Raw genomic sequence first — 15,369 nt, 5'->3', positions numbered from 1 at the left:
GGCAATGATTAGTTGTTTTCTTCTATTTTATCTATTTTTGCAACACGATCTGCATGTCTTCCACCTTCAAATTCAGAATTTAAAAATGTATCAACAATAAGTTTTGCAACCTCATCTCCAACAACTCTTGCACCTACTGCAATTATATTTGCATTATTGTGTTTTGCTGCCATTGCTGCTGAATAAGACTCTGAACAAACTGCAGCTCTTACGCCTTTTACTTTATTAGCTGCAAGGGATATTCCTATTCCTGTTCCACAAACTAATACGCCCTTATCTACTTCTTTACTTGCTACTTTTTCTCCAACTATTCTTCCATAATCAGGATAATCAACTCTATCTTCGCTAAATGTACCATAATCAACACATTCATATCCTGCTTCTTCTAAATGTTTTCTTAAAAATTCTTTAAGTTCAAATCCTGCATGGTCTGATCCAAATCCTATTTTCATATTTCCTCCTTATAACCCTAAGTTTGGGTTTGCTGTAGTTTCTTTGTCGTAATTTCCAGATTTATATAAATAATATCCTGCACTTGCAATCATTGCTGCATTGTCTGTACATAGTATTTTTTTAGGATAATAAATTTTTATTCCCTCTTCTTCTCCTCTTTTTTCAAAGGCAGATCTTATTCCATCATTTGCAGAAACTCCTCCTGATATAACTATTTTGTCAAAATTATATTCATGAGCAAGTCTAAATGTTTTTTCCACAAGAACATCTATTACAGCTTGTTGAAAAGATGCTGCTACATCTTTTACTATTATTTCTTCGCCCTTTTGTTCTTTATTGTGTAGATAATTTATAACTGATGTTTTAAGTCCACTAAAAGAAAAATCATAGGAATTTTCTTCAAGCATTATTCTTGGAAATTCCACTGCATTAGAATTTCCCTCTTTTGCAAGTTTGTCTATTACTGGTCCTCCAGGGTATCCAATTCCCATAGATCTTGCAACTTTGTCAAAGGCCTCTCCTGTTGCATCATCACGAGTTCTACCTACAAGTTCAAAGTCCACATAGTCCTTTACCTTTAATAAATAGGTATGTCCTCCAGATATTATAAGTCCTGCAAAGGGAGGTTTTAACTCTTCATGAGATAGATAATTTGCACAAACATGTCCTATTATGTGATTTACTCCAATAAATGGTCTATTAATGGCATAGGCAAAAGCCTTTGCTGCTGATAGTCCAACAAGTAATGCTCCAATAAGTCCTGGTCCTCTAGTTGCCACAACTAAATCTATATCTTCAACAGTAATTTTTGCTTCTTCAATAGCTTCTTGAAAAACTGTATTAATTGCCTCAACATGTTCTCTTGATGCAATTTCAGGAACAACTCCTCCAAATTTTTTATGAGTATCTATTTGTGATGCTATAACATTTGATAATATCTTACGTCCATCTTCTACTACTGCTACAGATGTTTCATCACAAGAAGACTCAACTGCTAATGTAATCATTTTTCACCTTCTATTCCACATAATAAGTGCATTATCACCTATTTTGTAGTAATCTTTTCTAATTCCAGCTTCTTCAAATCCAAGACTTTCATATAAATTTCTTGCAGCTTTATTTTTTTCAGAAACTTCAAGAGTTATATTAAAATCTTCTTCTTTTAATTTTTCAACTACTTCTTCTACAAGTTTTCGTCCATAGCCTAGGCCCCTATACTTTTTATCAATTGCAATATTTGTAATATGAGCTTCATCAAAAATCTTCATATATCCCATATAACCTAAAATATCAAAGTCATTTTCAATAATATAAACTTCTGAAAGTTCATTTTCTTCTATTTCAATTCTCAAAGATTCCCTAGACCAAGGCGTGTCAAAGGAGTGATTTTCTATTTCAAGTATTCTGTCTAAATCACTTCCTATTGCAAGTCTAATTATTTCTTTTTTCATATTCTCTTTCTGCCTGTGAAAGTCTTAAATAATTTGGAAGAACTTCAAAATAATTATCAGAACCACTTTCTTCAAACTTTTCCTTTGCAATTTTTGCAATTTTTGTACCAGAAAGTCCCATATCATTTGTCATTAATACATCTAATTCTTCTTTAAATTCATCAAAAAACACTTTTCTTCCAGGTCCTGTTAGTAAAATCTCTTTATCTAAATCTTTAAGTTCTTTTATTATTTCACTTACATCTTTAAGATCATCTTCTCTTAAAGTTATAATTTTTCCATTTTCTTCTTTGTATATACCACTATATGCTCTATGTCTTTTTGCATCTACAATAGGCACTATTATTCTATTTGAATTTGTATCTACTGCCATTGCCTTAAGTGATGAAACTCCGCAAATATCTTTTTTAAGAAATTGTGCAAAAGTCTTTTGTATAGTTACAGCAATCCTTACACCTGTAAAAGATCCAGGTCCAACTCCCACTGCTAATAGATCAATATCATTAATAGTAAAATCTAATTTACTAAAAATATCATTAATCATTTCAGTTATAGATTCAGAATGAAATCTACTTCCTGATAATAAGTATTCTGCAACTATTTCATCATCTTCAACAATTCCAACAGATGTTCTCATTGTAGATGTGTCAATTCCAAGAATTTTCATTATTTCTTAGCTCCTCTAATAATTCTTGCGACCTAGGTCCTACGGCCACAATTTCAACTTCTCTTTTTTCTTCATCAATTCTTTTTAAATTCATCTCTAGGTAATCTTCTGGAAGTGCATCTTTTATTCTATTAGCCCATTCAATTATGCAAACTCCATCACCATAAAAATATTCATCAAATCCTAAATATTCTACATCAGCATTTGAACTAAGTCTATAGGTATCAAAATGATAAAGATTAAGATTTCCATAATATTCATTTATTATTGTAAAAGTAGGTGATGTAATATAGTCATCAATTCCCATACCTAGGCCAATGCTCTTTGTCATAGTTGTCTTTCCAGTTCCCAAATCTCCATTTAGACAAATAACATCTCCAGAGTTTAAAATACTACCTAAATATTCCCCAAATTTTTTCGTTTTTTCTCTATTTTCTATAATAAATTTCATAAGCACCTCTAAAGTAGAAATTATATCAAAAAATGCAGTTTTTTTACAGATTAAAATTTTTCAAAATGCACATGTTCACTAAAATCAAGCTCTTTCTTTTCCTTAGGTCTTTCATCTATATGTCCAATTCCTATTACACATTCAACATTATAATTTTCTGGAATATCTAAAAGACCTCTTATAACCATATGTCCAAGTTTACCATCTTCGTTTTTTTGTTCAAGAACATTTCCCCAGCAAGATCCTAAATTTATATCGCTTACAGCAAGTTGAATATAAGAAGCAGTAATACATGCATCTTGCTCATAGGTTGTTATAGCAATATCTTTATTTGTTATTACAACTATTGCAAGATTTGCATTTTCTATAAATCTTGCACCTGATGCCTTATATACAGAAAGTTTCTTTAACATATTTTTATCTCTTACTACTATATATTTTTTGCAGTCCACTCCTCTACCAGTGGGAGAAAGAAGTGCACATTCTAAAATATATTTTAAATCTTCATCAGATACATTTTCATCTGTAAATTTTCTTATACTTCTTCTCTTTTTTGCTAAATCTAAAAACATAAATCCCCCTTAAACATATTTTTTCATATTTTATCTACCATTTTTCCTATTATTAGTATATCATTTATATATTATTCTAAAATATATTTTAATAAATAAGATATTATATATATAATTTAGACAGGGGGTAAAAAGTATGAACTTATTAGAAGAGAGAATTCTTAAAGACGGAAGAATTCTAGATGGTAATATTATTAAAGTAGATTCCTTTTTAAATCACCAACTTGATATAGAATTTTTAAATAAACTTGGTCAAGAAATCTATGAACACTTTAAAGACAAAAATATAAATAAAATACTTACAATTGAAGCATCAGGAATTGCACTTGCAACAGTTGTATCACAGGCATTTTCTTATATTCCTGTAGTTTTTGCAAAAAAACAAAAAACATCAAATATTGGTGATGATTTATATCAATCAGTTGTAAAATCATACACATCAAATAAAGAATACAATGTAACTGTTTCTAAAAGATATTTATCAAGTGATGATAATCTTCTTATTATTGATGATTTCCTAGCTGAGGGAAATGCATTAAAAGGACTAATTGATGTTGCAAATCAAGCAGGATGTCAAATTGAAGGGCTTTCTGTAGCTGTTGAAAAGGGATTTCAAGATGGTGGAAAAATAATTAGAGATATGGGATATGATCTTCTTTCTCTAGCTATTATAAAAACTATTGAAAATGGAAAATTTGAATTTGATAACTAATTAAAAAAACTATTATTGATTAATCAATAATAGTTTTTTTATTATATTAATTTAATTGTTTCAGAAAGTTCCAAAGCTAAAACCTGAGCTAGTTCAAAATTATTGTCCTCAAGAGCTTTTTCAATTTTTGTTTCTAATAATTTTTTCTTTTCTTCAAGCTCCATAGTTTCTCTTTCAAAATATTTTGAATAGACAAGTTTTTTAAATTTTTTCATATTTATTCTTCTTATAGACTTATCTTCAACTAAAAGCACATAATCCATTGTATTAATAATAAAATATAAATCATGAGATACCATTAAAACTGATCCATTATAATTTTTAACTGCCTTTTCTAAAGCTATTTGAGAATATGTGTCTAAATGGCTAGTTGGCTCATCAAGTAATAGCATATTTGACTTTGCAGACTCTATTTTTATTATTTGAATTAAATTTTTCTCTCCACCTGAAAGAGATGATATTTTTTGTTCTAAAAATTCTTCATTAAAATTATATTTTTCAAGAGATAAAATAATATCCTCTCTAGTTTCAAAATTACATTGTGACAATTCTTCAAAAACAGTATTATTTTCATCTAAGACTTCACCTTGAGCTTGAGATAAATATTCAAAATCTACAAGTTCATTATATTTAATTGAATTATCATTATTTTTATATAATTTTCTTAAAAGAGAAGTTTTTCCAGTTCCATTTGCTCCAACAATTGCAACTTTTTCATTTTTCAAAATATCAAAAGAAATATTTTCTAATATACTTTCATCAAAGGAAATATTTAAATCCTTAACTTCTAAAACTATATCATCATCTATTTCCTTTTCAGTATAAAGATTTATCTCTGGCTCTTTTATATATACAAAAGGCGCATTTGTCTTTCTATCTTCAAGCCTTTGTATAATAGTAGCCCTTGCTTTTGCATATTTTCCAATTCCTGCATCAGGGTTTAAAGATGCAGCTTTACGATATTTTCTAAGAATTACTTCATTTCTTTCAATTTCTTCTTCATCTTTTATTGAAAGCTCTTGAAGTTCAATTTTGCTTTCAAGTAGTGAAAATTTATAATCAATATATTTTCCATTAAATTCTTGAACTAATGTATTTTCTAAATGAAGTATTTTGTTAAAACAATTATTTAATAAATATCTATTATGAGTAACTACAAGAAGAGTTCCCTTATAGGAATTTATTAAATTTCTAAGTGAATTTAAGTTCTCAAAATCTAAAAAAGCATCAGGTTCATCCATTATTAATAAATCTGGATTTTGAAGCATTTCTTTTATAATCTTTACAAGTTTAAACTCTCCACTAGAAAGTTCAGATATTAGTAATTCATTATAATTTGATAAATTTGCAAGATTCATCTTCTTGCTAATACTTTGTTCAAAATCACTTCCACCAAGAGCATCTAAATCATCAGAAACTCTTTGATATTCTTCTAATAGTTTTTCTATTTCAGAAGATGTTTCCATTTCAATACATATATTTTCAAGTTCTTTTTGAAGAGTTAAATAGTCCTTTGCAATATATTCAAATATAGTTAAATCCTTAATATCATCCATATTTGAAAACTGGCTTATATATCCAATTATCGCATTATTATCAAGTTCAATATCTCCATTATAAGAGTGTTTTTCAGAATTTATTATTAAATCTATTAAAGTGCTCTTTCCACTTCCATTTATTCCTATAAAAGCACAGTGATCTTTCTCTTCTACACTAAAGGATATCTCCTTATATAAATCTTTTTGTAATTGCCAATAAGACAAGTTATTTACTTTTAGCATTTCATCAGCCTTTCTATATTGACAATATACAAATTATCAATTAATTTTTAGGTGTAGTATAGCATTTTTTAACTATTCTTTCAATTATTTTTATATTAAATTAAATACTTTTTTTAAATAAAATAAAAACTCTCCCTTTTAGGAGAGCTTCTACTTTATTAAAATTGGAATTTCCTTATAATTTTTATTTATATAATTTATTATATTTAAACATGCATTTTTTCTTAATTTATCCATAGAATTTTTAGAATAGAAAGAAGAATTTGGAGTAATAATCACATTACTTCTCTCAAAAAGTCTTTCTCCATAAATCTCTAATTTTCTATAATCTATAGAATCAAGCCCCGCACCTTTAATATAGCCCTTATTTAAACTTGAAATTAAATCTTCCTTATTAATTTGCATTTTTTCTGAAAGATCAATAAATAGTGGCTTTTCTTTCATCTTTTTAAACTTTTCTAAATTAAAAAACTCACCTTCATTAAAATCCATATGATTAATTATAATATCAGAATTCTCTAATAGATAATCAAAATCTACTATTTTCTCATTATTAAAAGATTTGATTTCTTCACTATCATATATCATAATATCTTTTACAAGTGGTGCAAACTTTTTAGAAGTATATCTTCCAAATCTATTATATCCAATTATTCCAATACTCATCTCTTCCATTGTCTTTGGCTCTTTTAATTTTGTATAGTCCCAAATTTTAAAAAGCTCTATTTCAACATCATAAAATTTAATCCCTCTATTTAAGGCAAAAGCCATAGCTAAGGCACTTTCTGCAACCTCTACTTCAAAATCTTCCTTAGATAGAGCAATTACAATGTTTTTTTTCTTTGCAAACTCAATATCTACATTTTGATAATTATTTTGCATAAGTGAAATCAACTCTAAATTTTTTGCATTTTTTAAGATTTCTTCATCAAGATTTAAATTATTTGTCATTAAAATATCTGTTCCCTGTAATTTTTCTATAAATTCTTTTTTATTTTTATAATCATATATTTCAATTTCAATATTGTTTTCAAAGGCATTTTTTAATATTTCAATTTCTTCCTTAAAATCATTTTTCGGTGAATAATAACAATTATTTATTAAAATTTTCATATTAATACTCTCTTTCTATTATTAGATTTAGAAATTATCTTAATGTATTGTCTTTATACACTTTTAAGTATTAAACTAAACTAATATAGACAAATAACATAAAAAAGTCCCTTCTAAAAGGGACTTCTATAATTAAAATCCAAATTCTTTTAATAAATCTGATGGACTTTTTTCTTTAATTCTATTTTCTTCTATTTTTTGTTCTTTAAAATTCTCATCTTTATCTTCATTTGCATCATCAGCTACGGAATAATCAGTAAAAGTAATATTTACTTTTTCTTCTTTTCCATCTCTTATAATAGTCATATCTACACTATCTCCAACTTTATATTTATAAAGAGTTGATTTTAGTGAGTCTACTGTAGAAATATTATCCTCTCCAATTTTTACAATAATATCTCCATCTTTTATTCCTGATTTCGCAGCAGGAGAATTTTCATAAACTCTAAATACAAATACTCCTTCTCTTACTCCTAGATCTTTTTCATAATATCTTTGAAGTCTTGCTACATCTAAAGACTCAGTTCCCATAGATACTACTTTATAATCGCCTGTTTCTATTACACTATCTATAATAGGTTTTACAGAATTTATAGGAATAGAAAATCCAAGTCCCTCTCCAACAGAAACCTTAACAGTATTCATTCCAATAACTTGTCCCTTAGCATTTAAAAGAGGTCCTCCAGAATTACCTTCATTAATCGAAGCATCTGTTTGAATAAGGCCTGTCATATATCCTCCTCCATCTACTTGACCAACATATCTATTTAGACCTGATATTATTCCTTGAGTTACAGATCTTTGATATGCCATATCTATTGGATTTCCTATTGCTATTGCAGTTTCTCCAATTTGTAGTTCATCTGAGTCTCCAAGTTCTGCTGATTTTAATTTTTCAGTAGTATTTACCTTTACAATTGCAACATCTATTGAGGAATCTGCCCAAATTGGCTTTCCTTCTATTGTTGTTCCATCATTAAGTAATACCTTACAGGAATTTACTAATTTTCCTCCCATTTTTACAACATGAGTATTAGTTAGAATATATCCCTTTTCATCAACTATAATTCCAGATCCAGTACCACGAGATTCAACTGCTCCAAAAATAGATTGTTGTATTTCACTAGTTGTAATACCTACAACTGATGGCATTGCTTTTTTTGCAACAGCTGCTGCTACAGTATTTTCTGTTTTCGCATTAATCGTTATATTTTCATTAGAATTACCTGTACTTTGAAGTTCACTTCCCCCAAATAAAACAGAAGTTATTGCAGAGCCAATTACACCTCCAATAATTGCACATATAAGACATAAAATTACAATTCCTTTATTTGATTTTTTCTTTTTTCTTCCATAATAGTTGTCATAATTATAATCCTCTTTAAAATCGGCCATAAAACCCCTCCTTTAAATTTATATACCCTATTTTATTTATAAAATGTGAAAATATAGTGGCAAATTAATATAAGGACTTTGAAAATTTAATATTAAAATTTGAAAAATTGGTTATCTATAATAAAGAGGAGGAGATTTATGAAAATAACTTTTGTAAAACATTCTTGTTATACTGTAGAAAGCAAAAATTATTATTTAGTATTTGATTATATTGGTGGGGAGTTAAATATTCCAAAGGATAAAAAAGTAATATTTTTCTCAACTCATAGACATGCCGATCACTTTATTGAAGAAATATTTGAACTAAAAGCAGATTATTATGTATTAAGTGATGATATTGAAACTAATCCACCAGAAAATACTTTAATTGTAAGTCCTGATAATGAATATAATTTATTTGATCTTTTAATAAAAACTACTGGCTCAACTGATGAAGGAGTTGCCTTTTATGTTAAGGGTGATGATTTTTCTGTAATACATGCAGGAGACTTAAATCATTGGGTTTGGGATAGATATACTAAAGAAGATAGAGATCATATGAAAGTATGGTTTGAATCAGAAGTAGATAAGTTTAAAGACTTAGATGTAGATGTTGTAATGATGGTAGTAGATCCTAGAATGAAAGATTCCTATGATTTAACTGGAAAATATTTCTTAGAAAATACTTCTGCTAAATACTATTTCCCAATGCATATGTGGGAAGACTTCAACCTATCTCAAAAATTTAAAGATAAATATCAAGATAAATTTAAAGACAAAATAATTATGACAGTAGAACATGATAATCAAGAATTTGATTTAAAAATATAAGAAGCCCTAGGGCTTCTTATTCTTTTATTTATATAATTTACTCTAAAAAGATTTATTTATCTCAATAGTAAATACTCTTTTAAATTCATATAATAAACTATAAAATAACCTACTAATACTAAAATTAAGAAAACTTCTTTAATTAAAAATATTAGTTTCTTAGAAGAATCTAAAGTTTTATATTCATCAATAAATTTTTTAATTCCAATTGAAATAATTATTATATAAATAATAAGTACTAATGTTAACATTGTAAATCTTATATCTATTGCAATGTCCTTTTTAGTTAAAAGTATTAATAATAAAAATAATAAAATTACATATAAAAAATTTTGTATCTCTGAAATATCTCTTTTTTTCATAATAACTCCTATCTTAAAATCTATATTTAATATAACATAAATTTTAATAAATATATTTAATATAATACTTACAACTTATTATTTTAAAATAATGGCTAATTTTCAATATATTAAGCTGATATTTTTAAATACTTATTAAAATAATAAAATTTATAAAAATTCTTAAAATTCTTTTAAAAAAGGCTTTACAATTGATAATTATTATTATATACTTATATCAAGTTAGTGATACTGACTATCAATTAGTAAGTATGCTACATTACACCCATTTATTTATATGAAACATATTATTAATCAAGAGGTACCCCCTTAAGATTAATAGAATTAATTTTTATACCAAAAAAGAAATTTTCCTTCCTCTCCTTTCAGATTATTATGGAATGGAAAAAATTAAACCAAGGACTCCCATCCTTGGTTTTTTTATTTTTATTATCTTTCTTTTTCTATTAGCTCTTCATTTTCAACATTGTATTTATATTCAATATCTTTTCCTGATTTATCTCTAAGCTCTACATTTAACTCTATTCTTCCATCATCTACTTCTATATCCCATTCGTAAAAGCTATATTCTTCTCCTGCATCTGCAAGTGCTTTTTCAATAATAGGATCTATTTTTGCAAGATGATCATCATTAATTTCAAATCCTTCTACAAGATCTCTATCTTTTTCTGTTTCTGTTTTAATAATATCTCCTGTTACAGGATTTATTTCAATTTCATATTCTTCTGTTTCTGTTACTCCACTTAGTTTATAAACATAGGAATTTGCTTCTATTTCTAAAGATATATCTTTTAAATTTACATTTGGCTTATCATTTTTAAAAATTCTAGCTGCCTCTTCTGCTTTAATTGTTATATCTTCATAGGCTATATTCTTACCATTTGCCATTCTAAGTTCTTGTATGTCTTTTGTATTATCATTGTCAATATTTACTGCATTTTCAATTTTATTTCCTATGTTTTGATTATTATCTGTTTTATTTGCAACATTTTTATTTCCACAAGCTGTTAAAACAAAACTTAATCCTAAAATTAAAATTAATTTTTTCTTCATATTAACCTCCATTATTAGTATTTATGCGATTTCATCTCTTTTTTGATTTATACCACATTTTACGAAAGGCTAACATAATAGTTTAATTTTTCACAATTAATTCATAAATGAATCATATATGCTATTTATGGCTTTTTCGTAGTCTTTTTCTTCTACTCCAACAATTATATTTAGCTCACTTGCACCTTGTACTATCATATTTATATTTACTCCTGCTGCTGCAAGTGCTGTAAATAATTTTGCAGATGTTCCAACAGAATTTATCATTCCACGACCTACTACTGTTATAAGTGCAATATTTGATTTTATAGATATTTTATCTGGATTTACTAAGGTTTTAATTTCTGTTTCTAATGTGTCTATTTTTCCAGTTAAGTACTTATCTGCAACTATTAATGAAAGTGAATCTATACTTGATGGCATATGCTCAAGATATATTCCATTTACTTCAAGTACGCTCATTAATTTTCTATGAAAGGACTTGTCCTTATTCATTTGAACTTTCTCAATATTTATTACTGAAAAATGTTTTTTTCCAGATACTCCTGTTATTTCTGATAATCCCTTTTCAAAAGTATCTTCAACTATTAATGTTCCCTTTTCTTCTGGTTTAAATGTGTTTTTAATTTCAATTGGGATTCCTGCAACTGTAACTGGAATAATCGCCTCTTCATGTAATACTGATGCTCCTGCATAAGAAAGCTCACGAAGTTCTTTATATGTTATTACTTCAATTTTATTTGGATTTTTTACAATTCTTGGATCTGCACTCATAAATCCAGATATATCTGTCCAATTTTCGTAAAGGTCTGTTTTTACTCCTCTTGAAATTATAGATCCTGTTAAATCTCCTCCACCTCTTGAAAATGTTTTAATATTTCCCTTTGGCATAGAGCCATAAAATCCTGGTATTACTGCATTTTTATGATTTTTTTTCATATTTTCTATTGCATTATATGATTTTTTTTCATCAAAGTTTCCATTTTCATCAAAAAATATTAAGTCCTTTGCATCTACAAAGTCATAACCTATTAAATTTGCAAGTATATAAGCATTTAAATATTCTCCTCTACTTGCTATAAAATCTCTATCTTTTCCACTTTCTAAATCTATTTTTAATTGATTAAAATATTCAGACAAATCTAAATCTAAGTTTGCATTTTTTATAATATCTTTATATTTATCAAAAACTTTTTCTAAAGTATCTATAAATGTAATTTTATGTTTTGCAAGATCATAACTTAAATATAATAAATCCGTTACTTTGGTATCTTCACTATTTGATTTTCCTGGAGCTGATGCAACGATATATTTTCTATCTTCATTTGATAAAATTATATCCTTTACTCTTAAAAACTGTCTTCCATTGGCAAGTGATGTTCCGCCAAATTTCGATACTATTATACTCATAAAATCCTCCCTAAAAAAATATAATTATATATATATTAATATTTAGTGCAATTTTCGTCAAGAATTCCAAAAAACTTTGAATATAGTGTATAATCTAGCACTTAAATTTGTTATAATAATAATTGAATAAAAGAAGTGAGGAATGACGATTTATATGGAAAAAAAATCATTAAGTAGCATAGTTTACGATAATCTAAAGGGAAAAATCTTAAACAACGAGCTTCTTCCTGGAGATAAACTTATAGAAATGGATATTGCAAAAGAACTTGAGGTTTCCAGAACTCCTGTTAGAGAGGCTCTTTCTAGATTAAATGATGAAGGTCTTGTAGAAAACTTTCCTAGAAAATCCTACATAGTTTCTAAAATTTCTATGAAGAAAGCAAAAGACTTATACGATGTTAGAACTGCTCTTGAACCACTTGCTGTTAAACTTCTTGCTCAAGAAGGTATTGCAAAAAGAACTCAAGAACTTGAAGACATTGTCACAAAGCTAATTGTAGCCTATGAGGAAAATGATCTTGAAACAACTAAAAAAGAAATCATGAACTGGAATGCAGCTCTTATAAGGTTAACTCAAAATTCAATTTTAAGAGATACTTTATTTGTAATAAATGAAAGACTTTATAGATTTGCAAACTTCATTTTTAAAGATGAAAATAATATTAAAGATGTTTATGATAGTGTTAGTAGTATTTATGATGCTATTGAAGCAAAAGATCAAGATAGAGCCTTTGATCTTAGTTATAAATATGTTTCAAATATCTATCCTATGCTTGAATCACAAAGTGACTACAAAATGTTTAGATTTTAAAAAAAAGAGATTGCTTAGCAATCTCTTTTTTAGTATATTAAATTTCTTGAGAATTTTCCCAAAGTCCGTGAATATTACAGTAGCTAATTGCAAATACAGTTCCTTTTTTGTCTGTTTTAATAGCTGCTGCTACTTCTGGTTTTGTAAATAATTCCTCTTCTCCATGAGCTGAGAAATCATATGAAGCTACTTCAATTGGGAATTTAGCTCCTTCTGGTTGGAAGAATATTTTAATCCATCCAATATGATGTTCTAATGTATTTGGATGTTCAATTTCTTCTCCAACAATAGCTTTTATATTAAGTATTCCATTGTTTTCTTCAACATGTAATACTGGCACATGCTTTTCTGCTTTCCAATCTCCACTTTGTACTGTTTCTGTAATTTTTTTCATTATTATATAACCCCCTATTAAAATTAATTTTCTTCTCTATTATTAATTACCCAAAAATTATTAAGTTATACCAAGTTTATATAATATTTTTAATTTGCTGTTATTTCTAATATGTCATAATATGCCCAAAAGCCCTTTTTAACATCAGTAAAAGGATTTTTAGAATAATTATCTATAAAATCTTTATTTATTTCTTTCTTTTGAATTTTATTTAAAACTTTTGCAACTTCTGCTCTTGTAATTTCTTCATTAGGTGCGAAAGTATCCTTTGTTCTACCATTCATAATTCCAAGAGAAGTCATAGTATCTATATCATCTTTTGCCCAGTGATTTTCTTTTAAGTCTTTAAATTCAATTGAATCTTTTTCAGTTTCTGCATCTATTATTTTTGATACTAAAGAGGCAAACTCTGCTCTTGTAATAGATTTTTCAGGTTTAAAAGTCTTATCTTTATATCCCTTTAATATTTCTTTTTCTTCCATAAATCCAATTGCCTCTGCATACCATTTGTCTTGTTTTACATCTTTAAAAGAAGAATAATAACCTTCTAATTCTTCATCTTTAATTATTCTTGAAAGTACAACTGCAGTTTGTGCTCTTGTCATTTTGTCATTTGGTCCAAATTTATCTTCTTTATATCCAGTCATATAAGGTTTTCTAATATATTTAATAGCTTCTTCTAATTTATCTATTGCATTTTTATAATCAACATCTAAAACCTTAGACTTAACTTTTATATATTCTCCATTTGCAATAGCGGCTTTAAGTCTTGCATAGTCCTCTTTTGATGCATTATCTACATTAAGATCATCTGCCATATTTAAAAAGTCCTTTAAAACTGTCATATTATATTTTTTAACATCTACTTTTTCACTAGATTCTTCTTTATCTAATAAATCAGTTGTTTCAATTTTTTCTTCTTTAACAACTATTTCCTTCGATGAATTTTTTTCTTCTGCATCTTTTTTAAAATAACTTACTATTTTAATTTCAGTTCCTTCTTTTTGAGGAGTTATCTTTAAGCTAAATTCTCCCTTATCATTACTTTTACCTTCTGATATAATCTCTTCACCTAAAAATACTTTTAAACTTGCATTTTTTTCAGTAGTTCCCTTAATTTCTTTTGAATTACTAAAAACTTCATTTACATTTAAAAGTCCATTTGTTGAAGTATTTGAAACTAAATCTTTTTGTGGATCTGATTCTTCTTTTCCTGCTCTGTCAGTATAAGTTAGTACAAAGGAATTTTTAAAAAGATTATCTCCCTTTACTCCCTTTTTAACTTCTGTATTAATATCTAATTTAATGTCTTCTTTTTTATTTAAAAGTTTTGTTTCTGAAACTGTAAAAGTTACTAAGTTTTGTGTACTCTTTGTCAGATTTGTTGTCTTTACAGAAATTTTATTTTCTTGAAGTTTTATGTCTTTTAATTCTGTATTTTTTACTTCTAAATTATTGTCCATAAGAACAGTTATTGCAAAGGATTTATATTTATTTTCATAATCCTTTGGAAGTTTTACATTTAAGGTATACTTTAATTTATCTCCAGGTGCTGCGGAATATACTGCTGGCTGCTCTAATATAACTTGAATGTCTTCTGCGGCATAAACATTTGTACTAATTATTGAAAATATTAAAGTACAAATTAAAAATAAGTAGTTATTAAACGATTTTTTCAAATTGATTCACCTCTTATTTATTATTATATAAAATAATTATAAATTTAACAATTATGTAATAAAAAAAGAAGGCATAGATACTATGCCCTGTCAAGTACACATCAAATAAAATATTATAGATATTTTAATTTGTATTCTAAGGGAGATAAGTATCCTAAGGCTTTTTGAATACGTTCAGTATTATACCACTGAACGTATTTTTTTATCTCCAAAATAGTTTCTTTCATATTTTTTAAACCAACTAATCTTAATCTT

Annotated in this window: 18 protein-coding genes; 3 read left to right on the top strand and 15 right to left on the bottom strand. The window is 26.9% G+C overall.

The annotated features are described in order from the left end of the window. Positions 1-8: 8 nt before the first annotated feature. From rpiB to J2Z71_RS01730, 6 genes are read right to left on the bottom strand one after another with little or no spacing between them, the layout of a single operon-like run. Positions 9-452, bottom strand: a complete 444-nt coding sequence (gene rpiB / locus J2Z71_RS01755; protein WP_210060135.1) for a ribose 5-phosphate isomerase B — start codon at positions 450-452, stop codon at positions 9-11. Positions 453-461: 9 nt separating this feature from the next. Then, positions 462-1,460, bottom strand: a complete 999-nt coding sequence (tsaD, locus tag J2Z71_RS01750) for a tRNA (adenosine(37)-N6)-threonylcarbamoyltransferase complex transferase subunit TsaD (protein ID WP_210060134.1) — start codon at positions 1,458-1,460, stop codon at positions 462-464. Between the two features lie 3 nt (positions 1,461-1,463). Continuing rightward, on the bottom strand, positions 1,464-1,904 hold the full coding sequence (gene rimI / locus J2Z71_RS01745; RefSeq protein WP_210060133.1) for a ribosomal protein S18-alanine N-acetyltransferase: 441 nt from the start codon (positions 1,902-1,904) through the stop codon (positions 1,464-1,466). Next, on the bottom strand, positions 1,885-2,571 hold the full coding sequence (tsaB, locus tag J2Z71_RS01740; protein WP_210060132.1) for a tRNA (adenosine(37)-N6)-threonylcarbamoyltransferase complex dimerization subunit type 1 TsaB: 687 nt from the start codon (positions 2,569-2,571) through the stop codon (positions 1,885-1,887). Before tsaB ends, rimI begins: the two co-directional genes overlap by 20 nt. After that, positions 2,552-3,022 carry a tRNA (adenosine(37)-N6)-threonylcarbamoyltransferase complex ATPase subunit type 1 TsaE gene (gene tsaE, locus J2Z71_RS01735; RefSeq protein WP_210060131.1) on the bottom strand — a complete coding sequence of 157 codons (471 nt, stop codon included), beginning with the start codon at positions 3,020-3,022 and terminating at the stop codon, positions 2,552-2,554. Before tsaE ends, tsaB begins: the two co-directional genes overlap by 20 nt. A gap of 50 nt (positions 3,023-3,072) precedes the next feature. Further along, positions 3,073-3,594 carry a nitroreductase family protein gene (locus J2Z71_RS01730; protein WP_210060130.1) on the bottom strand — a complete coding sequence of 174 codons (522 nt, stop codon included), beginning with the start codon at positions 3,592-3,594 and terminating at the stop codon, positions 3,073-3,075. 136 nt (positions 3,595-3,730) lie between these two features. Between J2Z71_RS01730 and J2Z71_RS01725 the strand changes: the two genes are divergently transcribed. Further along, positions 3,731-4,306, top strand: a complete 576-nt coding sequence (locus J2Z71_RS01725) for a xanthine phosphoribosyltransferase (RefSeq protein ID WP_210060129.1) — start codon at positions 3,731-3,733, stop codon at positions 4,304-4,306. Positions 4,307-4,347: 41 nt separating this feature from the next. Here the strand turns inward: J2Z71_RS01725 and J2Z71_RS01720 are convergent, their stop codons facing one another. The 3 genes from J2Z71_RS01720 to J2Z71_RS01710 all read right to left on the bottom strand — a co-directional run bounded on the left by J2Z71_RS01720 (position 4,348) and on the right by J2Z71_RS01710 (position 8,595). Then, positions 4,348-6,087, bottom strand: coding sequence for an ABC-F family ATP-binding cassette domain-containing protein (locus tag J2Z71_RS01720; RefSeq protein WP_210060128.1), 1,740 nt, complete (start codon positions 6,085-6,087; stop codon positions 4,348-4,350). Between the two features lie 150 nt (positions 6,088-6,237). Further along, positions 6,238-7,200: an NAD(P)-dependent oxidoreductase gene (locus J2Z71_RS01715; RefSeq protein WP_210060127.1), complete on the bottom strand. Its 963-nt coding sequence runs from the start codon at positions 7,198-7,200 to the stop codon at positions 6,238-6,240. A 132-nt stretch (positions 7,201-7,332) separates the two neighbouring features. Continuing rightward, positions 7,333-8,595, bottom strand: a complete 1,263-nt coding sequence (locus J2Z71_RS01710; RefSeq protein ID WP_210060126.1) for a S1C family serine protease — start codon at positions 8,593-8,595, stop codon at positions 7,333-7,335. 138 nt (positions 8,596-8,733) lie between these two features. Here J2Z71_RS01710 and J2Z71_RS01705 point away from each other — a divergent pair, with 138 nt between their 5' ends. Then, positions 8,734-9,405, top strand: coding sequence for an MBL fold metallo-hydrolase (locus J2Z71_RS01705; protein WP_210060125.1), 672 nt, complete (start codon positions 8,734-8,736; stop codon positions 9,403-9,405). A 56-nt stretch (positions 9,406-9,461) separates the two neighbouring features. On the opposite strand, the gene J2Z71_RS01700 is transcribed toward J2Z71_RS01705, so the two are convergent. The 3 genes from J2Z71_RS01700 to J2Z71_RS01690 all read right to left on the bottom strand — a co-directional run bounded on the left by J2Z71_RS01700 (position 9,462) and on the right by J2Z71_RS01690 (position 12,230). Further along, on the bottom strand, positions 9,462-9,767 hold the full coding sequence (locus J2Z71_RS01700; RefSeq protein WP_210060124.1) for a hypothetical protein: 306 nt from the start codon (positions 9,765-9,767) through the stop codon (positions 9,462-9,464). A 429-nt stretch (positions 9,768-10,196) separates the two neighbouring features. Next, the gene (locus J2Z71_RS01695) at positions 10,197-10,820 is read right to left on the bottom strand and encodes a PepSY domain-containing protein (protein WP_210060123.1); all 624 of its coding nucleotides are present in this window, start codon (positions 10,818-10,820) and stop codon (positions 10,197-10,199) included. Positions 10,821-10,916: 96 nt separating this feature from the next. Next, on the bottom strand, positions 10,917-12,230 hold the full coding sequence (locus tag J2Z71_RS01690; RefSeq protein WP_210060122.1) for an aspartate kinase: 1,314 nt from the start codon (positions 12,228-12,230) through the stop codon (positions 10,917-10,919). Between the two features lie 154 nt (positions 12,231-12,384). Here J2Z71_RS01690 and J2Z71_RS01685 point away from each other — a divergent pair, with 154 nt between their 5' ends. Beyond that, positions 12,385-13,041: a GntR family transcriptional regulator gene (locus J2Z71_RS01685; protein ID WP_245311151.1), complete on the top strand. Its 657-nt coding sequence runs from the start codon at positions 12,385-12,387 to the stop codon at positions 13,039-13,041. A 37-nt stretch (positions 13,042-13,078) separates the two neighbouring features. Here J2Z71_RS01685 and J2Z71_RS01680 read toward each other — a convergent pair whose 3' ends face one another. From J2Z71_RS01680 to J2Z71_RS09080, 3 genes are all read right to left on the bottom strand, one after another. Beyond that, complete coding sequence (locus J2Z71_RS01680) at positions 13,079-13,435, bottom strand: class II SORL domain-containing protein (RefSeq protein ID WP_210060120.1); 357 nt, start codon at positions 13,433-13,435, stop codon at positions 13,079-13,081. Positions 13,436-13,524: 89 nt separating this feature from the next. After that, positions 13,525-15,114, bottom strand: coding sequence for an S-layer homology domain-containing protein (locus J2Z71_RS01675; RefSeq protein WP_210060119.1), 1,590 nt, complete (start codon positions 15,112-15,114; stop codon positions 13,525-13,527). A gap of 113 nt (positions 15,115-15,227) precedes the next feature. Then, positions 15,228-15,341, bottom strand: coding sequence for an IS3 family transposase (locus tag J2Z71_RS09080; RefSeq protein WP_425351653.1), 114 nt, complete (start codon positions 15,339-15,341; stop codon positions 15,228-15,230). Positions 15,342-15,369 lie beyond the last annotated feature (28 nt).

Source organism: Peptoniphilus stercorisuis, from assembly GCF_017874395.1.
Classification (GTDB): Bacteria; Bacillota; Clostridia; order Tissierellales; family Peptoniphilaceae; genus Anaerosphaera; species Anaerosphaera stercorisuis.
The sequence above is the reverse complement of the archived record's forward strand: the minus strand, read 5'-3'. Positions and strand labels throughout refer to the sequence as shown.